This is a genomic window from Janthinobacterium sp. 344 (genome assembly GCF_900112025.1).
GTDB lineage: Bacteria > Pseudomonadota > Gammaproteobacteria > Burkholderiales > Burkholderiaceae_D > Janthinobacterium.
The window spans coordinates 1261517-1282829 of the sequence record NZ_FOKL01000001.1; the positions used below are offsets into that span (position 1 = coordinate 1261517).

The following is a 21313-nucleotide window of genomic DNA, read 5'->3' on the forward strand; positions in this document are numbered from 1 at the left end:
TGGCGTGCATGCCGGTTGTAGCGCCTGGCATTTTCCCGCCCAGTGGCGCACCGCCATCGAATGAATACCTGAACCCGTACTGATACATGACGCCTTTGATTCCTCCCGAACTGCTGCAAAAATCGGACAAAATTCTCTTTATCGCCCATCTGGCGCTGGGAGATTTTACTTATCTGCAAAACGGTTTTCGCGCCTTTGCGGCGGCCTACCCACATGTGCAGATCCACCTGTGGGTCGATGAAGTGCGGCGCACTTCCGACGCCAGCCAGTGGGAAGGATTGCGGACCTACTCGCTGTACGACTGGGTCGAGCAGTCGGGCCTGTTCGCCAAGATCTACCGCAAGACCTATAGCCCGGCGCTCTACGAAGAGTCACTGCGTGAAGCGAAGGCGGAACGCTATCCTATCGTCGTGTCGCTGGCGCACGTGCGCCCGCAGCAGTACGCGGACCTGGCACGCGAGATCAGCCCGAACGGACTGGTGATCGGCACGCGCAAGCCGTTCAGCCCGTTGCGCCCCTGGCACTATCTGGCGTATCGCAAGATCGATGCCGTGCTGGTCTCGTATGCGGGCCAGGATGCGGGCGAACACCATATCAGCAGCGTATACGCGGACTGGTTCCACCAGTTGACGGGCCTCGACATTCCCATCGCCGAGCGCTATCCCTTCGTGCACATTCCGGAACAGGCGCTGCAGCAGGCTCAGGAGCAACTGGCCACCTGGGGTTTTGCCCCGCGCCAGGGCCCGCTTATCCTGCTGAATCCGTTTGCCAAGTCGCACAAGCGCAGCTGGCCGCTGGAACGCATTGCCGAACTGATCGCCCGCATGCAGAAGATGCCCAAATGGGCCAACGCCTGTTTCCTGATCAATGCCATGCCGCAGGAGCTGGTCAAGGTCGATGCCGTGGTGCAAGCGCACAAGTTGCCGCGCACGCAGGCCTTCAGCGCCGTCGACAACTTTTTCCAGCTGCCCGCCATGCTGGCGCAATGTGATCTGATCATTTCAGTGGAAACATCGATCATGCATCTGGCGAATGCCGTGCATGTGCCCGTGGTCGCGCTGATGCGCAAGAAAAGCCCGGAATGGGCGCCGTTCGACAGCGAGAACAGCACCGTCATCACGGTGGCGCGGCGCAGCGACTGGGTCAAGGCAATTTCAGTCGAGCAGGTATTGAAGGCGATCGCCTAGCCGGGCCTGACCTGACCTGCAAGGCTCAGTCGGCATTCAGCATGCTGATGCGTACCAGGTCGGCCACGTTATCGACTCCCAGCTTGTCCATCAGGCGGGCCTTGTGCACTTCCACGGTGCGCACGGAAATGCCCAGCGCGGGGGCGATATCGCGGTTATGCTGCCCCGTCACCACCAGTTGCATCACTTCCCGTTCGCGTGGCGTCAAGGCGCGCAGCAAGGCCTGGCCTTGCGCCTGGCGCAGCAGCTGGCCACGCGCATGCGCCTCGCGCGAGAACGCCTCATCGATAGCTGCCAGCAATTTGTCATGATCGAATGGTTTTTCCAGGAAATCGCTGGCTTGCGCCTTGAACGCCTGGCGCGCCAGTGCCACGTCGCCATGGCCCGTGATGATGATGACTGGCAGCAAACAACCGAGCTCCAGCAGGCGCGCCTGCAGGCTCAAGCCATCCATGCCCGACATGCGGATATCGATCAGCAAACAGCCGGCCCACTCGCGGCGCCAGCCTTGCAGAAAATCCTCGCCGCAGGCAAACAAGGCCGTACGGTAGCCGCGCACGCCCAGCAGCAGACCCAGCGCATCGCGCACGGCCGGGTCGTCATCGACGATAAACACGGTCAGGTTACTTGTCACCATACTCTCCTGTTGCAGCCGCGCTGGCGCGCGCCAGGGGCAGGACAAAACGAAAAATGCCATGCTTGCCCACTTCGGCCCACAGCTGGCCGCCATGCGCCTCGACAATGGCCCGGCTGAGGACCAGGCCCAGCCCCAGGCCACTGGCCTTGGACGAGACGAAAGGCTCGAACAGGCGTGCCGCCAGGCTATTGGAAATACCCGGCCCGCTGTCTTCCACGGACAGGCGCAGCCGCCCGCCGTCGAGCGGCTCCGCCGAGACCGTGATGCGGCGCTGGCCACGCGGCTGGCCCAGCACGGCATCCTGCGCATTGGCCAGTAAATTACGCAATACCAGCTCGATTTGCAAGCGGTCGGCGTTGACGGCCAGCGGCGACGGCGGTGCCAGCACCAGTTCGATGCCATGTTCATGGAACAGCGGCGTAAACTGGCGCGCCATGCCGGCGATCAGGGCGCTCGCCTCCACCGCTTCGAGCTGCATCGCCCCGGTACGGAAGAAATCGCGCAAGCGGCGCACCACTTCCGCGGCGCGTCCCGACTCGACGATCATGTGGCCGACGGCACTTTGCAGCAAGGCACCATTCTCGCCCCGCTCCAGCAAGTATTCGCAGGCCTTGCCATAGGTCGACAGGGCCGTCAGCGGCTGGTTCAGCTCGTGCGCCAGCGCAGCGGCCATCTCGCCCGCCGCCGCCAGGCGCATCGTATGCTTGAGCTCATCGGCCACCTGGCGCATTTCATCGACGACGATGCCGATAAAAAAGCCCACCAGCGCCAGCACGGCGTCGAGCAGCTGCAATTCATAAAACTGGATATTCACCGCATGCGACCACTTCACCAGGGTGATGATGCACAGTTGCAGCACGAACACGGCCAGCACGGCCCCATGCAAGCCCTGGCGCGATGCGGCCCAGATGACGGGTAGAAACAGGAAGTAGAAATGCTTGTACTCGGAGCGGATGATGGAACCGAAGACGCTCCACAGCACGAAACTGGCCAGTGCCAGGTAGGCCAGGGTTTCCCAGCGCCAGACGGCCGCGCGCAGGCGCTCGCGCCCGCGTTCGCTGACCAGTACCCAGATGAGCGGCATCGAGACGACGATACCCACCGTGTCGCCGATGCCGAAACGCAGCACTGCCGTCGCCCACTCGCCGGCCGGGATGCGTCCCGTCAGCGACAGCAGCGAAATGTAGCCGAGCGCGTTGACCATCGTGCCGAACAGCACGATGGCCACCCAGCTGCTCAGGCGGCGGCGGTTGTCGAAGATGTCGCTGCTGCTGAAACCGCGGCGCAAGGCCACGCCGATGCCGCCATAGCCCAGCACCAGCCAGGCCGAACACAGCAAGGTCAGCGGCAGCCCCGCCGGCATGCCGCGCACCAGCACTTCGCCGGCCAGCAGGGCGATAAACCAGGGCAGGATGGCCTTGCGCCCATGGATCAGCCAAAATACCAGGCCCAGCGACGGATCGGGATTCCAGGGCGTGATGTTCAGTCCATACATCGGATCGATATACGTGGCCCAGTCGAACAGCAGATACAGGCCGACGAAGGCGGGATACTGCAGGTAGGAGGACAGGGTTGGGCGCATGGACGGTGTGTTCTGACTGTTCCGCATTATGCATCGCAGGCGCGCGCCGCGCCATGGGGTCCGGCGTTATAGGCGCACCCGAGCCTTTTCATGCCACACCCATGCGCCGCCAGCGCGGCTAGTTCCCGCCTGCCAGCGGCAGCCGCACTTCCACCAGCAAGCCGATGCCGCCATGTCCCCGATGCAGCTGAATCGAACCGCCATGCTGGCGCACCACCGAGGCAACGATGGACAAGCCCAGGCCGCTGCCTGGCTGTCCCTGCTGGGGGGCGCGGAAGAAGCGGTCGAAAACGCGCTCATACAGGGCCGGCGCGATGCCCGGTCCCTGGTCCGCCACGTGCAGTACAGCCTGGTTGCGCTCCGCGTGCAGCGACACCGTGACGCTGCTGCCGCGCGGACTGTACTTGATGGCGTTCTCCACCAGGTTGTCGATCAGCGATACCAGGCTCTCGCGCTGGCCCGGCACGCGCAGCGACACGCTGGCCAGGAGCTCCAGTTCGATACCACCGGCCTGCGCCAGGCCGGACAGGGCCGCCAGCCGGTCCTGCAACAAGGAGTCCAACACCTGCGGCTGGCGCTCGCCCCCTTCGGCCTGCACTTCGTTGCGCGTCAGCTGCAGCAGCTGCCCCACCAGGCGCGCGGCGCGATTGGCGCTGTTCAAAATGCCGTCCAGCAGCTCCTGCTGACGCGGATCATGCGTCTGGCCTTGCAGGGCTTCGACATTCACGCGCATGGCCGCCAGCGGCGTACGCAGCTCATGCGTGGCATCGGCAATGAAACTGCGTTCGCGCGCGGCGCTGGTATCGACCCGCTGCAGCAGCGCATTGATATTGTCGACCAGCGCCGCCAGTTCGCCGTGCGGCGGCTTGAACGTCAGCGGGCGCAAATCCTGCGGCCCCCGCGACGCCACTTCCTGCGCCACCTTGCGCCATGGCCGCATGGCCAGACGGATCGACAGCCAGGCCGGCAACAGCAGGAAGGGCAAACTGATCAGTAGCGGCAGCAAGTAGTAGCCTCGTGAATTGATGGTGATGAAGAACTGCCAGGCGCCGCCCGCTTCGAGCACCGTCACGCGCGTGGCGCCCTCGGCCAGGCTGCGGCTGCGCCAGGGTTGCCCCTTGACGTACACCACCTCCATCTGTTCCGGACCGGCGCTGCGGATGCCGCTGGGCGCATTCGGCGACTTGTACACCAGCTGGCCCGCGCGCCAGACCAGGATGCGCGGCGCCAGTTCCGGCACCTGCCCCATTTCAAATTCCTCGCGCAGGGCTTCATCGATGGCCCGCAGGCTCTGCGCCTGGCGCGCGGGCTGGTCGGCCAGGTTATCCGTCACGCTGATAATGGCGTGCAAGACCCCGCGGGTCACATTGCTCGCTTCGCCCGTGCCCTCGAACAGCACATACGCCACCGCCAGGCTCCACAGCACGCTGAGCATCAGCATTTGCGCGATCATCAGGCGGCGTACCAGGGTGGGACGGCGCAGCATGGTCCAGAAACGCCCCATCATGCGCCAGGGCCCGGCTGGGCAGGCGACTCGCCCTGCTGGTCGATGACATAGCCGACGCCGCGCACGGTGCGGATATAGCCTTCGCCTATCTTGCGGCGCAAGTTACCCATATGCACATCCAAGGTATTGCTGGCATTCGCCAGGCCGCCGGGCAGGATATGCTCTTCCAGCACGCGGCGCGTGATGACCCGGTTGGCGCGCATCAGCAAGGTTTTCAGCAAGGCATATTCACTGGCCGTCAGCTCCACGGGACGGCCGTGGACGCTGACCCGCCGCGTGGGCACTTGCAGCAGCAGGCCGCGCAGCTCGATGGTGTCGCCATCGAAGCCATAACTGCGGCGCGCCAGCGCGCGCACGCGCGACAGCAGTTCGGCCAGCACGAATGGTTTCACCAGGTAATCATCGGCGCCGCCGTCCAGGCCCCGCAGGCGCTGTTCCAGCGTGTCGCGGGCGCTGAGGATCAGTACGGGCAGGCGCGCCGCGCGCAAGCGGGCCAGCAGGTCGAGGCCGTCGCCATCGGGCAAGCCCAGGTCCAGCAGCACCAGTTCGCAACTGTCGTGGTCGATACTGCGCGCCGCATCTTCCAGGCTGCGCACCCAGACCACTTGCATGCCCTGGTCGCGCAAGGCGATCCGCACGCCATTGCCCAGGTCCATATCGTCTTCTATCAGCAGTATTTTCATGAGCATCATTAAACCATCACAAGCTGAAGAATGGGTAAAGACGCCACCTTCATGCAATCTTCATACAAGGCTCATTTTTCCTTCATGGCACAGGCCGATACTGTGCGCAGTCAATCGAGCCACTCCGGACTCGGTTCTCCACCTGACGGAAAACGCCATGCACACACCGACCACCCTGCTGACCTCGTTGGCCCTCGCCAGCGGCCTGATCCTCAACCCGCTGGCCGCCGCGGCCGCCGAGCCCGCACCGGAAAATGTCTTCACCATCGGCGGCGGCGTCGCCGCCATTTCCAGCTATTCCGGTTCCGACAAACTCTCCGCCTCGCCGCTGATCATTCTCGACTACGCCATGGCCAATGGCCTGTTCATCAGCACCTCGCGCGGCATCGGTTACGGCGGCCAGGCTGGCCCCTTCAGCTACAGCGCCGCGTTCGGCTATCGCGGCAACCGCGAAGACCACAAGCGCAAAGGCATCAACGGCTGGGGCGGCAGCGATTTCCTGAAGGGCATGGGCGAAGTCAAGGGCAACGCCAGCGCACTGCTGAGCGCGGGCTATTCGCCACTGCCGGGCCTGTCGCTGAGCATCACCAGCGACATTCCCCTGACCAACCGCGAAAATGGCGCGAACGTGCATTTTGGTGCCAGCGGCCAGATCTACGGCCGGGCCGATGCCAAGGGCGCGCAGCAAGACAGCGTGACCATCGGCGGACAGCTGGGCTGGGGCGAGCGCAAGTACGTGCAGACCATGTATGGCGTGACGGCGACACAGGCGGCCAATACGTCGTTCAAACAATACACGCCCAAGGGCGGTTTCTATGAAGCACAAGCCACCGTCAACTGGGAACACCGCATCGATACCCGCTGGGGCGTCAACACCCTGGTCGGTGTCGAACACCGCCTGGGCGATGCGGCCAAGAGCCCCATCGTGCGACGCAAGACGGCGCCGATCGCCGCGCTCTACGTCACCTACCGTTACTAAAAAACAGCCGGCATAAGGGAAACCCGTACGCTGTTTCGCCAATTTACACGGGCAATGGGCGCCGATAAGATGACGCGGTTTCCTTCCTGTAGCCAGCTCATCCATGCACGCATCGCGCCTTGCCCCGCAACGTCTCCGCGCCCCGGAAAGCGCTGCGGGGGCGTGCGGCATGCCAGGCAAGGATACCTTGCTGCTGCTCTTGCCCGTCAAGCGCGCCAGCGACATCATCTACGGCGCGCGCTACGCCAGGCGCTTGCAGGAATGGGGCATCAAGGTCAACGTCAGCCTGCTGCACGTGACACCTGCCCCGCCGCGCCAGGCCAAGGACTTGCCGCGGCATGGCGCCGGCGAGCACCATGCGCTGGACCTTGCCACGCAGCAGATGATGCACGAGGCGGAACTCTACCTGAGCCGTTCCCATATCGCCTTCCATACCCACATTTTCGCCGGCGAACTGCTGTTTACGATCCTCGATACGGCCGAATTGCTGGGTTGCCACGAAATTGTCTTGCCAGCCCCCCGGCACAGCGCCTGGCCGCGCCATTTTTCGGGCGGACTGGCCGGCAAGCTGGCGCGTGGCAGCCGCGGCACCACCATCCTGCTGGCGAACGACGAGGGCGTCAGCAGCCCGGTACCCGCCTGAGCCGACACGGCTTCGGCGTTCTCTCTTAATCATGGACATGCGCACGATGATGCCAACTATTACCCTGTCTGACGGCCTGATGGCGATGCCGAGCGGCATACGCCGCTGGCGCGAAGTCTTCAAACTGCATTTTCGCGCCCGTATGCAACAGCGGCAAACCCGCCGCTGGCTGCAACTGCTGAACTCCCATCCGGTGTTTCATGGGCTGGTCCACGCCTATCCGCACATGATCCACAAGGTCTACCGCCCTTACCTGAGCCATACGCTGAATTGCCACCAGCGCGTGGAATTGCTGGTCGAGCATTACCACTTCATCCTGCAGCAAGGCTGGGGCAAGCTGATGACTGAAGCGGCTCACGGCCCCGTGCGTCTGGCGACGGTGCCGGGCAAATCCGGCGCGCCCTATCACCTGCAACTGTGTTCGCTGCACCCCATGGACCGCGAAGGCGAAATGGTGCTGCAACTGATGCATGACGAGCACGTGCTGTATTCGATCGCCTTCTCCTTCTTCGGCTGCCCCCAGCGCGCGACCCTGGGCATGCGCATCGGCTGCGTGCAAGGCCCGAAGGGGCAGGAAAGCATGCACCGCGTGCGCGAGGCAACGCGCGACTTGCACGGCCTGCGTCCCAAGACCCTGATGGTGCGCCTGGTGCGTCAACTGGGGTATGAACATGGCTGCCGCAAGATAATTCTTGTCGGCAATATCAACCGCGCCGTGCACCATTCCGCCAAGAAAGGCCGTTTATTTGCCGACTACAATGCGCTATGGCATGAACTTGGCGCCCTGACGCGCCAGGATGGCGATTTTGAGCTGCCGTGTGAAAACTTGCCCGCGCCCGTCATGGAAGACATCCCCTCGAAAAAACGCTCGGAAGCGCGCAAGCGCCATGAACTGACCTTGCAGATGATCGCCAGCCTGCGTAGCGGCCTCGACGCCCATCGCAGCCCCGCGCAGAGCATCGCGGCAGGCGCCTTGGCGGCGGCCGGCGCGGTACGGCCATCGAGCAGCCTCGAAGACGACGACTACGCTTCCGCCATCGCCTGAACATCGCTGGCCAAGTGCACGACGCCCCGCCCCCGCGTCATTGCCAGCCACCACCTCCGCAGCACACTATTGCCCCTGCGGCACACGCCTGAAACCCGTTGCGCGCACAATCCTGTTACGCTAGCGCTATCGGAAGGCACTTCCAGTGCACCGGTTCCCCCAACGCTTACTAGGAGGCATTCATGCGCGTAGACATCTACCGCCGGGCCGAGCACGACGGCATTTTTTCCTATCTCGCCGTGCCGGAAGGAAAGATCATTCCTGAAGAAGTCACGAATACCGACTGGCAGCTGGAAGCACGCGCCAGCGAAGTGGCCGACGATGCGCAGGCCTTGCCTGACTACCATATCGAGCAGCCGCACCAGCAGATCGCCGCCAAGGGTTACGCGATCACGGGCCTGAAGGATATGTAAACCAAAAAAGCCAAACCTGGATCTCTCCGGTTTGGCTTTGTTATCGGCGGCGCGACTTGCCGGTCAGTATTCGACCGCCACCTCTTGCGCGCCCAGCATCTGCTCGAGCGCCGTCTGCAACTCATCCGATGGCGCCACCTTCCACTCCTCGCCAAACTGCAGCACGCAGCTGACGCCTTGCGGGCTGACCCGTGCGGCGATCGGCAAGCCCGTCTCGGCGCGGTGCGGCAGGATTACGTCGCGGATGCGCTTGGCGTCCAGGGTGGCCGGCAAGGTCAGGCCCAGCTGGCGGCCATACTGCACCCGCGCGGCGATGATGTCGAAGGCGCTCTCGGCCGTGATGCGCAAGCCGCCCGAAAAGCGGTCTTCCGACACCTTGCCCACCACGGCGAGAAATTCGTCTTCCTTGAAGATCTTCTTGTTGGCGTCGAACAGTTCGCCATACACCGTCACTTCCACCGTGCCGCTCTTGTCGTCCAGCGTGACGATGAGGATCTTGCCCCGCTGCGTCATCTGCGTGCGCAAGCCCGTGATGACGCCCGCCATCATGCGCGGTTCGCGCGACGGCGACAGTTCCGACAGTTTCGTGCGGGCAAAGCGGCGCGCCTCGGGCGCATATGAATCGAACAAATGGCCGGACAGATAAAAGCCCAGCGCGATCTTTTCTTCCGTCAATCGCTGTTTATCCGTCCACACGGGCACCTTGACGTACTCGGGCGGCGCCACCATGTCGCTGTCGTCGCCGCCGAACAGGCTCACCTGGTTGGCCGCCTTGGCCGCCTGGTCGGCGCATTCCATGGCGAACGCCACGGAGGCCAGCAGGATGGCGCGGTCGACCTTCAGGCAATCGAAGGCGCCGCTGCGGATCAGGGACTCGATGGTGCGGCGGTTGATCTGCTTCTTGTCCACCCGCTTGCAGAAGTCGAACAGGCTGGTGAAGGGCCCGCCCGCCTCGCGCGCGGCGATGATGGCTTCGATGGCGTTCTGGCCGGACCCCTTCACGGCACCGAGGCCATAGCGGATCTGCGTGACTTTCTTGCCGCTCACGGACGGTGGCGCGCCGCTCGGCGTGAAGCGGTAGTCCGATTCGTTGATATCCGGCGGCAACAAGGTCAGCTTGCAGATTTCCAGCGAATCTTCCACCAGGATCTTGATCTTGTCCGTGTCGTCCATGGCCAGCGACAAGTTGGCGGCCATGAAGGCGGCCGTGTGGTGCGCCTTCAGATACGCCGTGTGGTACGACAGCAGGGCGTAGGCGGCGGCGTGCGATTTGTTGAAACCGTAGCCGGCGAACTTTTCCATCAAGTCGAAGATCTCGTCAGCCTTTTCCGCCGTCAAGCCATCTTTCGCCGCACCGGCGCGGAAGATCTCGCGGTGCTCGGCCATCTCCTCGGCCTTCTTCTTGCCCATGGCGCGGCGCAGCATGTCGGCGCCGCCCAGCGAGTAGCCGCCGACAATCTGCGCCATCTGCATCACCTGCTCCTGATACACCATGATGCCGTAGGTTTCGGACAGAATCGATTCCGTGCGCGGATCGGGATAGTCGAAACGCTCGCCGTGCTTGCGCTTGCAGAAGTCGGGAATCAGGTCCATCGGGCCCGGACGGTACAGCGCCACGAGCGCGATAATGTCTTCGAAACGGTCGGGACGCGCATCCTTCAGCATGCCCTGCATGCCGCGCGACTCCAGCTGGAACACGGCCACGGTCTTGGCCTTGGTCAGCAGGTCGTACGATGGCTTGTCGTTCAGCGGCAAGGTCGCCAGGTCGAAGTTCGCCTGCGCCGGATCGAGCTGCTTGATGTAGCGCACGGCGCGGTCGAGAATCGTCAGCGTGGTCAAGCCCAAAAAGTCGAACTTCACCAGGCCGACGGCTTCCACGTCGTCCTTGTCGTACTGCGACACGACGCCCGAGTCGCCTCCCTGCGTGTACAGCGGGCAGAAATCCGTCAGCTTGCCCGGGGCGATCAAGACGCCCCCCGCGTGCATGCCGATATTGCGCGTGATGCCTTCGACCTGCTGCGCCAGGTCCAGCAGCTGCTTGACCTCTTCCTCGTTTTCCAGGCGCTCCTTGAGCAGCGGTTCCTCTTCGATGGCGTCGGCGATCGACACGGGTTTGCCGGGCTTGAACGGAATCAGCTTCGAGATGCCGTCGCAGAAGTTATAGCCGAAGTCCATCACGCGGCCCACGTCGCGGATGGCGCCCTTGGCCGCCATGGTACCGAAGGTGGCGATCTGCGAGACGGCCTCCTTGCCGTACAAATCCTTGACGTGCTGGATGACGCGGTCGCGCCCTTCCTGGCAAAAGTCGATATCGAAGTCGGGCATCGAGACGCGTTCGGGATTCAAAAAGCGCTCGAACAGCAGGTTGTACTGCAATGGATCGAGGTCGGTAATGAGCAGCGAATACGCCACCAGCGAACCGGCACCGGAGCCGCGGCCCGGGCCGACGGGCACGCCATTTTCCTTGGCCCACTGGATAAACTCGGCCACGATGAGGAAGTAGCCGGGGAATTTCATGTTGCAAATCGTGTCTGTCTCGAATTTCAGGCGCGACTCGTAGCGCGGGCGCTCCTTTTCACGGCGCTCGGCATCGGGATACAGCTGTAGTAAGCGTTTTTCCAGGCCCGCCTGCGATTCGGCGACGAGGAACTGGTCGATCGTCATGCCGTCCGGCGTGGGGAAGTTCGGCAGCTGCGGCTTGCCCAGGGTCAAGGTCAAATTGCAGCGCTTGGCGATTTCCACGGAATTGGCCAGCGCGGCCGGCAGGTCGGCGAACAGGTCGGCCATGTCGGCCTGCGACAGGAAGCGCTGGCTGTCATTGAAGCGCTTCACGCGCTTGGCATTGGCCAGCATTTCGCCCTCGGCGATACAGGTGCGGGCTTCGTGGGCAATGAATTCCTCAGGAGAAATAAATTGCACGGGATGCGTGGCCACCACGGGCAAGCCCAGCTTGGCCGCCAGCGCCACCGCGTGGCGCACCTGCGCTTCCTGGTTGGCCTGGCCGCCGCGCTGGATCTCGACATAGAAATGGCCGGGGAAAATCTCGGCCCAGCGCTGCGCGTTGCGCTCGGCCAGGGCCAGGTTGCCATTCTCGATGGCGATGCCGACATCGCCGAAGTGCGCGCCGGACAGCGCGATCAAGCCATTCGCCGCGCTTTCACCCGGGTACAGGTCATAGGTATTCGTCGCCAGCGCCTGCAGCCACTCGATGCGCAGCTCGGCGCGGCCCTTGTACTGGTTGGTCAGCCAGGCCGTCGACAGCAGTTCGCACAGCTGCAGGTAGCCCATGCGGTTCTTCGCCAGCAACAGCAAACGCGACGGTTTTTCGCGGTTGTCGTCATTCGTGATCCACACGTCGACGCCGACGATGGGCTTGATGCCCTTGCCGCGCGCTTCCTTGTAGAACTTGACCATGCCGAACAGGTTCGACAGGTCGGTGACGGCCAGCGCCACCTGTTTGTCCTTCGCCGCCGCCTTGACCACGTCGTCGATGCGCACCAGCCCATCGACGATCGAATACTCCGAGTGCACGCGCAAGTGGACAAATCCAGGGCCTGGCGGGGCTTGCCGTTGATCTTGCTGCGAACCTGCCGGAGCGCCGGCCTCTTGCATTACCATTTCCATCCTGTGTACCGTTTCCTGCAAAATTCAATGGGGTCTATTCTACCGCGTCGCGGCCCCGGACCGGCGACGCGGCCCCCGGTTGCAGGCAAGAAATTCCTGCCGCGCACGACCGGCGGGGATGGCACCAGGAGCGCCACCGGGTATCCCGCCCGGCCCGCCGGGCTTATAATATCGGCTGTTCAGTCTACGCCGATCGCCATCATGCAAGCCATCACCCCAGCAACACCGTCCGTTTCCGCCGCCGCCAGCCCGCTGGCCGCCACGCCCGCCGCCACGTTTGTCAATATTGCAGCGTATAAATTCATTACGCTGGACGATACGGAAGCCATGCGCCCGCTGTATCAGGAGCAATGCCTGGCGCTGGGCCTGAAGGGCACGATCCTGCTGACGCCGGAAGGCATCAACATGTTCCTGTCGGGCACGCGCGCGCATATCGACAGCTTCCTCGCCTGGGTACGCAGCGACGAACGTCTGGCCGATCTGGAGTGGAAAGAAAGCTTGTCGAATGAGCAATCGCACAAGCGCATGCTGGTCAAGCTGAAAAAAGAAATCATCACCATGCGCATGCCGCTGATCAAGCCGGAACTGGGCCGCGCCCCGTCCGTCGATGCGCACACGCTCAAGCGCTGGTTAGATGCCGGCGTCGACGACGCGGGCAAGCCCGTGGTCATGATGGAAACGCGCAACGCCTTTGAAGTGGACGTGGGCACGTTCAATAACACGCTCGATTACCGTATCGACAAGTTTACGGAATTTCCCGCCGTGGCCGCCGCCCACAAGGACGAGCTGGAAGGCAAGACCGTCGTCACTTTCTGCACGGGCGGCATCCGCTGCGAAAAGGCCGCCATCCACATGAAGGAAATCGGCTACGACAGCGTGTACCAGCTCGACGGCGGCATCCTGAAGTATTTCGAGGAAGTGGGCGGCGAGCACTACACGGGCGACTGCTTCGTCTTCGACTACCGCACGGCCCTGAACCCGAAACTGGAACCGACGGAAACCGTGCAATGCTTCGTCTGCCGCGCCGTCGTCACGCCGCGCCAGCAGCTGGCGCCGGAATACGTGTATGAGGTGTCTTGTCCGCATTGCTACAACAAGAAGTAATTCTCGCTGTGTCCTCCACGTTGGTCATGCGCATCTGACGTCATGCGCATGACAACGCTGAGAGAGCCACGCCACTGCGCATAATGGGCAGATACGCAAAGTTGCCGCGCCAGGATAATGTAACACCTCTGCCTCCCTCGCCTGGATCGTAACGCGACTCCGACAAGCACAAGTAAAACAAGCTGCGGATGCTCGTGCAAGTCACAAAATACCATCCCTCGGCTGCCATCAGCGCACCATTCCACCTTGAACTTATCCCATCCTGCAAACAGTGAGGCCATGGCGTTTTTCCTCACCGCATCGCTCAATCCGTGGCCAATTTATCAATCAAGATCAGTTAAAGAACATCACGTCACATAACGACAAAACTTCACTTTTCTACAAACAAAAATGATGGCAAGAGAAGCAATAAACACCAACCCGGACACCACTAACGGTGCTATCCAAGGATTACCAAATTTCACAGATATACCAAGGGCAGCGGAAAACCGGTCAATCATCAACACATGAAGACAATAAATTCCCAACGAACAATCAGATATTGCAGAGAGAATTTTTGATGGCGCCTCTTTCTTTAATGCCATCAACATGGAAAACAAGCCATATGCCGCGGCGAGCACAAATGGAGAAAGATAACCAAAAAGCAACTCAGTTGGTTTCCCAGTCTTAATTGACATGACATAAGTAAAACACATCGTCAAAAAAGATGAAATAAAAAATATTAAAAATCCAACTTTAAAGTTATTTTTCTCAGAATTACCCACGTAAGCACCGAGAAGAAAATATCCAATATATCCCGAAAAATATACCAAGGAATAAGTAGAATTCAATTTATCGGATAAAATTTCACCTCCACCGAAAATTGAATTATATACCTCGGCGAATTGTGGATAAATGGAAGCCACAAGCACCCAAATTGCAATTATTGCCACTTGTTCACTTTTTGTACTATTTAAAAAAAACTTCCTCAATACCGGAACTGTCGCATACAAGCCAATCAATACGTAGAAGTACCAAAGATGATACATAACTGGACCTTGAGCAATTTTTATAATCCAGTTACCCACATCTACTCCGTTGTAAGCCAACCAAGCCAAATAGAAGCATGACCAAAATATGAGAGGAGGTAGTATTCTAACGCAACGCTTCTTGAAAAATACGCTTAACGCCTCGTCCTTTTTCAACAGTGCTTCTCCGCTAATCATTAAAAAGAGAGGAACACATGCCCGACTAAAAGAATCAAAGAAGTTAGCTGCCCACCACTTATCTCCAAATGAAGAAAAATTCTGTGATGAAACATGAAGAAGAACTACCATAAAGCAGGCAATTACTCTCACCCATGAGTTTCGCCTATCCATTTTCATATTAGTTCTTTCAGAAATCGCTGATCAATTCGCTGCTATAGTGAAGAGTTGCTGTCCGGACAGCTGTATGACGAGCCAAACAAAAAAATGCCAGCCGATTGTAGGAAATTATTTATCCTTCATAAAAAAAAGCACACCATTCATTTATCATTACACACCCATAACAAACAAAAAATGGGAGAATATCAACACGAAAAATATTAGTACCCCCCATTGCCAAAGCAGCAGATATTAAAAATCAACAACAATGGCAAAATCAATGTGCGCTTTTTATCGAACATTAACTTTCAATTCACCGGGTTGATTTAGCAATAATATTAAAAGTTGACTATTCTAAATTAATTTAAAAATAAATAATGACTTTACATATAAAAATTTCCCAACTAAGAACATATCCTGCCATTTAATCATGAATATGCTTCGCAATTTAGATATGCAGGCGCAAAAACACTTGCACGCCATCTCTTCTTTCTATTTGAAGCTCCACCGTTTGTGGCCAACATAGCTGGTAAATACAGGAACCAATACGCCAATTGCATGAGCAAATTCTTTCGAATATGCTGATATTTTCATTGCAGGAAATACGTAAAACAACAAGAACAGACTGATACCCCAAGTCTGCAGTATTGCCACTGCATTGACAAGAATGAAAAATAACATGGAACGATGCACGGCCTGTTGGCTTTCCTTGAAAACAAAAAGACGCGCCAACACATAAGCTGTAATCATGCCAGTGATGTAGGAAAGAATCACTGCGGTAGAGAATGACATCCACTGATTATAAATAATTCTGGAACCAAAATTAACTACCGCTGCCATACCACCCGTTACCAGGAATAAAATAAACTGGCGCGATGCAAACACCTTCATCATACGCAGGCATCCTTGGCCATCTGACGCCCAAAGCCGATACTCTCAGAAATGCCGCGATCTTCTGGATAATAATAGGAGGTATCGGCAACCCACAGCCCCTGTACCGGCAAGGAAACAGGCGGAAGACGCTCAAGATAGCCGGGCTCACAAATTGGCTGCGCATAACGATAACGGCTAGCACGCATATCGATAAAATCTTCATCACACAGCGCGGGATTTATCTTCTTGAAGTAGCTCCGTACCTTATCAAGAAAAGCCTGATCGGGTTCGGCATATTTGGGATGCTCGCCAGGCATGTAAAATGGTACGTACACGATATGTTGATCCAGTGGCCGCAGGTTGGAATATTCCACCAGACCGGGAATATCCATCTCTGGGTCATTGGTGTTGAGCCAAAAATTGTCCGTCAATTTCTGGCGCAGTTTTACAATCACGCATACTACAGCGATGTTATTCAGCGCGCGGAACTTCCCCAATACTTCAGCCGGTAAATCAGGCATGATACGCGGCACAAATGGCAGCGGAATCGTGCTGATAACCTTGTCAAACTTCTCAAACTGCCCGCCGACTTCGACACCGCAGACGATATTCTTCTCAATTACTACTTTACTTACCGGAGAACTCAATCGGATAATACCGCCATGCTTCTCAATATCGCTATGCATCGCTTGCAACAAGGTATCCGAACCACCATCGAGATAACCCAGTTTTTCCTTGAACAGGCTATAGCGAGATCGGCCAATACGGCGAATACGGCTCCAGATCCACGCCGCAGACAGATTCTCTGTGAAATCATAAAACTTGTAATCAAACAAGCGGCGCCACAATACTTCGTATGCCTCCTTGCCTACCCAGCGCTTGATCCAGGTGACCGCATCAACGTGGTCTAGCGGCTTCCAGTCATCACGCTTGGTCGAGATGAACGCATGCAAACCATAGCGGAATTTGGCGGCCAGTCCCAGACCTTTAAATTTCAGCAGTGCCACTGGATTTCCCCAGTCCTGTAATTGGTTCTGATACCAATAACCCATTTTGGTTGGCACCCAGTGCATCTTGTCGGCCAGATGCAACTCGTCCAACACGGTCAAGAAAGCATGGTCTGAAATAGCATGAAAGTGATAGTATCGTTCGATCGACAAGCCTGAAAAATCAAAGGCAGCGGTCATGCCACCCACCCGGTCATCAGCCTCAAAGACGACGGGTATATGACCATCGCGGGCCAGTTGATACGCTACCGCCAACCCCATGGGACCTGCTCCCAGTACTGCAATTCGTTGACCCATTATTTAGAACTCCAGAATGACTTTGTTATAACGAGGGTCGTTGAATGTCTCATCGATCGCATTTGCAAACGTCGTATACGGCACGCCGAATTTTCCAGGCCAGTCGATCACTTCGAATTCATCTTTTGCACTCAATGCCTTCAGTTGCTGCGTGGTAAACGGTGGATTCTTGTCAAACATGGACCACGTGGCGATCAGAGCATAAAACAGGCCGTACGGAATTTTGACGATAGCTGTCTTTGCATCAGTTGCACGTTTGATGATGCGAATGATATCGATGTAGTCGATCTTTTCATGACCTGAAATATTGTAAATGCCATCAGTCACGCGATTTTCGATACAACTGATAATGATGCTCGAGAAATCTCCGACATACAGCGGCTGACGCATGTAGCGGCCGTGCCCGGGAATGGGAAATACTGGTACCTTTTTCATGAAGCGGGACAGCCAGCCGAGATGCTTGCGGTCAAACCAGCCAAACATCAAGGTCGGACGCAAAATAGGACAGGCAATGCCACTGGCGAGCACCAACTGCTCTTGCTCAATTTTACTGCGCGTGTAGAAATCATCAGCCACCGATTCCACCACCGACGAACTGATATGTACCAAATACGGTTGCTTTTTGGCAGACTTGATTAATTCCAGTATCAAGCCGCTTGCATCAATATTATTACGTTGGAAATCCTGATAATCAATGCCGCCGATCTGGGCCTGCAACATGACGACCACGTCGGCATCCTGGAAATGCTGCTGCCATTCACCCGGCTCCGCAAGATCCGCGTAGACACACTCGACGTCCGGCTGCACCTGTTGCAGGATAGCCAGGTTGGTACGATGCTTGTCGAGTACGACGATATTCGTATAGCCCTTATCCTTGAGACGTGCCACCAGATTTTGCCCCACCAGTCCGGCGCCCCCTGGTAAAACAATTTTTTGATTCTTTAAAGTCATAATTTATCCACAAAAGGCTGTTGCATTACTATTCGAACTGCACTGCGTGCATGTCTTGCACCAACATGCACGGCGCAACAGGATTGTCATCGCGCCATGTAGGCAGCGAACAATCCATAAAATTGGTATCCAGCCTGATATGGAATAACAGAGTGTGAAAGCATCTTGCCATTTCAATCAGAACCAGATCAAACCACGGTTAGATATATAGCGCGCTGGATAGGGAGGCATGATGTATGCCAACCCAACACTATATGCATTACCGGAATTAGGGTAACGATCACAAAAGCAATCGCGGCCAAGCTCTCAGTACTGCCTGCCTGGGCTATCAGTCTTTTCGCAATCGACGGCAAAATACGCCCCGACCTATCCCCTGATCTTCACAGTATGCAACTGCAGAAAAATGCGAGGAATATCATGAAAAAGAAATACCCATTCAACTGGCGCAACTGCAGTAGATGTGCACTTTCGTCCACGGCATGAATCAGCAGCTTGGCGCCGAGCATAACCAAAAAAGTTATAGTGAAAGGCGCCAAATATCGTTGCAACATGCGGTCAGACCTTGGCCCAGTCCATATTCAAGTCGTTTCTTTCGACCTTTCCCATATGGACACCCGACGGTAGTTGCTCATCCATATTACTGATCAGCCCAGGCGGCGCTGTCCACGGAGTGAAACCGAGGAACGCCAACAGCAGGCGATGACTAGCACAGACATGGAATAGATCCGACTACGAGAATCAGCCTGTTGTCTGCGCTTTGTTACCTTGCCTGCTGATACGGAACTCGATACGCTCAAATTTATACTTCCCTTGCTTGAAATTGCCATTTTGGCACTTTCAAGCACTTACCCAAGTATCACCTGAGCAGTTACCGCCAAGTTAAAAAACCTTGATTGTAGATTATTCTACTTTCTTAATGCAATCGCAGACCACTCCCCCCAAGCACTTCCTTGATCCGAGAATTTAACCATTACTCCATCTTCGGGAATATGCTCCCCAGAAAATCTTAGCCTCGACCATTGCAAGGACACCGGCAAGACCTGCTGCACTGGAACCACGCCGGCAATTTCCACCACCTGATGACCACCGGTGGGACCGGACCGATAAAAGAGCGTGTCGCCGCGCTTTACGCGCAGAGAAATACTGCCAATATCGGCATCGCCATGAATCACGCTTCCAAATATCTGCATGCCACTCAAAGTAGTTTTTTCAAAGTCACTTCCCGTCCATGCATTGTCCGACAACACGTCCTGAGCGCGGATACTAGTTTTGGCCAGGGATGGCTCCATGGTAGTGAGCTCCAATTGCGATGCCGGCGCATTGATCGCAATGGCAGACCACTCTCCCCAATTGCTTCCCTTGTCCGATAACGTGATGACAAATTCACCCTGCGGGAAAAAATCATCTGAAAGATCGATCAATGACCATTCATGTGCCACGGGTAGCATCACCACCGGCAATTTACTCTCAAGCACCTGGAGTGTTTGCGCTCCCTGCGTGGGACCGGAACGATAAAAGATACGATCGCCATGTTTGACGCGCAACGAGATCGTCCCCGTATCTACGTCCCCCCGGATAAAACTGCCCAGTACGACCATGCCGGGAATGCTGGTACGTTCAAAATCGGACGCTGTCCATGCATTTCCTGGCAGGACCTGCGAACTGTCGATTGTCGCATGGCCTGGTTCCGGCCGCATGGGCTGCGGATGAAACACGACAGGTGGCACTTGCAATTGCAAGCTACACTCGGCGTCCTTGTTGCGCACGCTTAGTGTTTGGCCATTTTGCGATGCCAGAACATATCCCTTGAAGCCGACTGGCTTTACGCCCTCTGGAACGTCGCCGAGCGCGGCAAGCGGGACACCGGGCAAGCCACTCAGGGCCGCGCCTGCTACTCGCTTGTCGCCATCCAGAAAATAGAGAGCGCCGCCTTCATGTGCAACCATAGGGCCCGCCAGCCAGCCTTGAATACGTAAATATCGCGGATCCTCCGGCAGCCGCTCTGCAATATTAATCGCGCCCTGACACGCCAGTGGCGCAATTGCAGGCATGCTGCCCCCCACTTTCTCGCGCAATCCCAGCAATGGCTCTGCACCAAACACGGACAACTTCATTGCCTTCGCCTGCGTAGCTAGTTGGATGCCTTGCTCAGCATTATAAAAAACAAAGCCGATTTGCTGTGTATCCTTGATACCGAGCTCCATTGCCAAAGCCGACACATCGCGTTCAAAATACATTCTGGTATCTGGACGGAATACCGCCATTTCCCTTACTACAATCAGCGCCGAGAGTATATACAATGGAATCAACAAGCGCTTCTCTTTACCCCTCAGTCCGTCCAATAGCGGCCGATAATACAGAATAATGAAGGCCGCCCAGGCCATCAAAGCTGGTGTGGTATAGCGGCTGGTCAACGCCTGCTCAGTACCTAAAAACAGGCGCCCGCCAGCCGTTCCAAATGCCGTACCACCGATGTAGGCAATGAACAGCAACATAGCTAGCTCAAAGGTATGCTCGCGCGGCCGTGCAACGGCAACATACAGTCGCCGTAGGCAAGCAATTATCAGAACCAGCGCCATGAACGCCGCGAGCAATTTGCCAGCAGATCCCTTGCCAAAAATATAATAAAATGGACTACCCAGATAGAATAGAACGTATTCCAAAAATCCGAGCGGATCGCCTTTCAGGGCAGACATCAATACACCATGTTTACCTACTGCGTGGTAGTTATGGAAATACAAATAAATACCACCTGCTGCCAAAACTACCAACGTGATGATTCTTCGGATTCCTTGACGGGCCAAGATGGCGTAGACCGCCATGAAGGGCAGTGCCAGCACACCGTTCGCCATTGTGCCAAGAGACGCAATGCCGAAACAGCAGCCAATCACAAAATGACGGCTCGATTGCGGCGTTGGTTGCGCCGCTTTCGCAAGCCAGTAAAGGCCACACAGTGGGAGCAATTGAGCCATAATAAACTGGCTCTGGAAGCCCCAGATCATGTTGTCAAATTGGATCCATTGAAATATCCAGGCTACCAGGAACAGACCCAATACCTGTTCTTCTTTTCCAGTTAGCTCTGTGCCCGCACATTTATGTACCAAGCGATAGAATAGTAACGCCGTAGCACCAATCAATGAATAATTGACACAAATCAGAAAGATACTGACACCGCCGAACCACGCATAGTCAGCCCAAAAGAAAATACGCGAAAGTAAAATACGATGCTCATTATGCTGGCTCCACCATATTCCTACATCACCGGACTGCGCCCGCATGAAAAATTCCAGGGTACCTGTCCACATATCCCAGAATGGAACAGGAGAATAGGACAAATAACCAGCAATTGCCGATGCACCAACAACAAACAGTGCCAGCGCCCTGAATATCATCAAAAAACCATTATCACCTTTGAATATACCCTTATCCATCTTGCTA

The 21313-nt window shown here is 57.2% G+C and carries 16 protein-coding genes; 6 read left to right on the plus strand and 10 right to left on the minus strand.

The window, feature by feature from the left end; all coding sequences use genetic code 11:
- Positions 1-86 precede the first annotated feature (86 nt).
- Entirely contained in the window at positions 87-1187 is a 1101-nt protein-coding gene (locus BM193_RS05635) for a glycosyltransferase family 9 protein (protein ID WP_092796041.1), read from the plus strand.
- A gap of 25 nt (positions 1188-1212) precedes the next feature.
- Here BM193_RS05635 and BM193_RS05640 read toward each other — a convergent pair whose 3' ends face one another.
- From BM193_RS05640 to BM193_RS05655, 4 genes are all read right to left on the minus strand, one after another.
- Positions 1213-1824, minus strand: a complete 612-nt coding sequence (locus BM193_RS05640) for a response regulator transcription factor (RefSeq protein ID WP_092796043.1) — start codon at positions 1822-1824, stop codon at positions 1213-1215.
- A complete protein-coding gene (locus BM193_RS05645; RefSeq protein ID WP_254785853.1) occupies positions 1811-3406 on the minus strand; it encodes an ATP-binding protein in 1596 nt (531 codons plus the stop codon). Before BM193_RS05645 ends, BM193_RS05640 begins: the two co-directional genes overlap by 14 nt.
- Positions 3407-3524: 118 nt before the next feature.
- Positions 3525-4913, minus strand: a complete 1389-nt coding sequence (locus BM193_RS05650) for a sensor histidine kinase (protein ID WP_092796046.1) — start codon at positions 4911-4913, stop codon at positions 3525-3527.
- Positions 4910-5596 carry a response regulator gene (locus BM193_RS05655; protein WP_092796048.1) on the minus strand — a complete coding sequence of 229 codons (687 nt, stop codon included), beginning with the start codon at positions 5594-5596 and terminating at the stop codon, positions 4910-4912. The genes BM193_RS05650 and BM193_RS05655 overlap by 4 nt, the downstream gene beginning before the upstream one ends.
- A gap of 157 nt (positions 5597-5753) precedes the next feature.
- On the opposite strand from BM193_RS05655, the gene BM193_RS05660 reads away from it, so the two are divergent.
- The 4 genes from BM193_RS05660 to BM193_RS05675 all read left to right on the plus strand — a co-directional run bounded on the left by BM193_RS05660 (position 5754) and on the right by BM193_RS05675 (position 8676).
- On the plus strand, positions 5754-6575 hold the full coding sequence (locus tag BM193_RS05660; protein WP_175533152.1) for a MipA/OmpV family protein: 822 nt from the start codon (positions 5754-5756) through the stop codon (positions 6573-6575).
- Between the two features lie 169 nt (positions 6576-6744).
- A complete protein-coding gene (locus BM193_RS05665; RefSeq protein ID WP_092796050.1) occupies positions 6745-7218 on the plus strand; it encodes a universal stress protein in 474 nt (157 codons plus the stop codon).
- A 46-nt stretch (positions 7219-7264) separates the two neighbouring features.
- Positions 7265-8263: a VirK/YbjX family protein gene (locus BM193_RS05670; protein WP_175533153.1), complete on the plus strand. Its 999-nt coding sequence runs from the start codon at positions 7265-7267 to the stop codon at positions 8261-8263.
- Positions 8264-8445: 182 nt separating this feature from the next.
- Positions 8446-8676 carry a DUF6139 family protein gene (locus tag BM193_RS05675; protein ID WP_092796053.1) on the plus strand — a complete coding sequence of 77 codons (231 nt, stop codon included), beginning with the start codon at positions 8446-8448 and terminating at the stop codon, positions 8674-8676.
- Between the two features lie 63 nt (positions 8677-8739).
- On the opposite strand, the gene dnaE is transcribed toward BM193_RS05675, so the two are convergent.
- The gene (dnaE, locus tag BM193_RS05680) at positions 8740-12288 is read right to left on the minus strand and encodes a DNA polymerase III subunit alpha (RefSeq protein ID WP_254785855.1); all 3549 of its coding nucleotides are present in this window, start codon (positions 12286-12288) and stop codon (positions 8740-8742) included.
- Positions 12289-12501: 213 nt separating this feature from the next.
- On the opposite strand from dnaE, the gene BM193_RS05685 reads away from it, so the two are divergent.
- A complete protein-coding gene (locus tag BM193_RS05685) occupies positions 12502-13404 on the plus strand; it encodes a sulfurtransferase (RefSeq protein ID WP_254785856.1) in 903 nt (300 codons plus the stop codon).
- Between the two features lie 347 nt (positions 13405-13751).
- Here the strand turns inward: BM193_RS05685 and BM193_RS05690 are convergent, their stop codons facing one another.
- From BM193_RS05690 to BM193_RS05710, 5 genes are all read right to left on the minus strand, one after another.
- Complete coding sequence (locus BM193_RS05690) at positions 13752-14768, minus strand: acyltransferase (protein ID WP_092796056.1); 1017 nt, start codon at positions 14766-14768, stop codon at positions 13752-13754.
- 471 nt (positions 14769-15239) lie between these two features.
- The gene (locus BM193_RS05695) at positions 15240-15641 is read right to left on the minus strand and encodes a GtrA family protein (RefSeq protein ID WP_092796057.1); all 402 of its coding nucleotides are present in this window, start codon (positions 15639-15641) and stop codon (positions 15240-15242) included.
- Positions 15638-16927 (minus strand): NAD(P)/FAD-dependent oxidoreductase, encoded by a 1290-nt coding sequence (locus BM193_RS05700; RefSeq protein WP_217638431.1) that lies wholly within the window; start codon positions 16925-16927, stop codon positions 15638-15640. The genes BM193_RS05695 and BM193_RS05700 overlap by 4 nt, the downstream gene beginning before the upstream one ends.
- Positions 16928-17875, minus strand: a complete 948-nt coding sequence (locus BM193_RS05705) for an NAD-dependent epimerase/dehydratase family protein (protein WP_092796060.1) — start codon at positions 17873-17875, stop codon at positions 16928-16930.
- Between the two features lie 905 nt (positions 17876-18780).
- Positions 18781-21306 carry a hypothetical protein gene (locus BM193_RS05710; RefSeq protein ID WP_139229959.1) on the minus strand — a complete coding sequence of 842 codons (2526 nt, stop codon included), beginning with the start codon at positions 21304-21306 and terminating at the stop codon, positions 18781-18783.
- Between the last annotated feature and the right edge of the window lie 7 nt (positions 21307-21313).

What these genes read in the sequence shown, in the direction of transcription:
- BM193_RS05635 (WP_092796041.1), top strand. Translation starts at nt 87, where the DNA reads ATGACGCCTTTGATTCCTCCCGAACTGCTGCAAAAATCGGACAAAATT.
- BM193_RS05640 (WP_092796043.1), bottom strand. Translation starts at nt 1,824, where the DNA reads ATGGTGACAAGTAACCTGACCGTGTTTATCGTCGATGACGACCCGGCC.
- BM193_RS05645 (WP_254785853.1), bottom strand. Translation starts at nt 3,406, where the DNA reads ATGCGCCCAACCCTGTCCTCCTACCTGCAGTATCCCGCCTTCGTCGGC.
- BM193_RS05650 (WP_092796046.1), bottom strand. Translation starts at nt 4,913, where the DNA reads ATGATGGGGCGTTTCTGGACCATGCTGCGCCGTCCCACCCTGGTACGC.
- BM193_RS05655 (WP_092796048.1), bottom strand. Translation starts at nt 5,596, where the DNA reads ATGAAAATACTGCTGATAGAAGACGATATGGACCTGGGCAATGGCGTG.
- BM193_RS05660 (WP_175533152.1), top strand. Translation starts at nt 5,754, where the DNA reads ATGCACACACCGACCACCCTGCTGACCTCGTTGGCCCTCGCCAGCGGC.
- BM193_RS05665 (WP_092796050.1), top strand. Translation starts at nt 6,745, where the DNA reads ATGCCAGGCAAGGATACCTTGCTGCTGCTCTTGCCCGTCAAGCGCGCC.
- BM193_RS05670 (WP_175533153.1), top strand. Translation starts at nt 7,265, where the DNA reads ATGATGCCAACTATTACCCTGTCTGACGGCCTGATGGCGATGCCGAGC.
- BM193_RS05675 (WP_092796053.1), top strand. Translation starts at nt 8,446, where the DNA reads ATGCGCGTAGACATCTACCGCCGGGCCGAGCACGACGGCATTTTTTCC.
- dnaE (WP_254785855.1), bottom strand. Translation starts at nt 12,288, where the DNA reads ATGCAAGAGGCCGGCGCTCCGGCAGGTTCGCAGCAAGATCAACGGCAA.
- BM193_RS05685 (WP_254785856.1), top strand. Translation starts at nt 12,502, where the DNA reads ATGCAAGCCATCACCCCAGCAACACCGTCCGTTTCCGCCGCCGCCAGC.
- BM193_RS05690 (WP_092796056.1), bottom strand. Translation starts at nt 14,768, where the DNA reads ATGAAAATGGATAGGCGAAACTCATGGGTGAGAGTAATTGCCTGCTTT.
- BM193_RS05695 (WP_092796057.1), bottom strand. Translation starts at nt 15,641, where the DNA reads ATGATGAAGGTGTTTGCATCGCGCCAGTTTATTTTATTCCTGGTAACG.
- BM193_RS05705 (WP_092796060.1), bottom strand. Translation starts at nt 17,875, where the DNA reads ATGACTTTAAAGAATCAAAAAATTGTTTTACCAGGGGGCGCCGGACTG.
- BM193_RS05710 (WP_139229959.1), bottom strand. Translation starts at nt 21,306, where the DNA reads ATGGATAAGGGTATATTCAAAGGTGATAATGGTTTTTTGATGATATTC.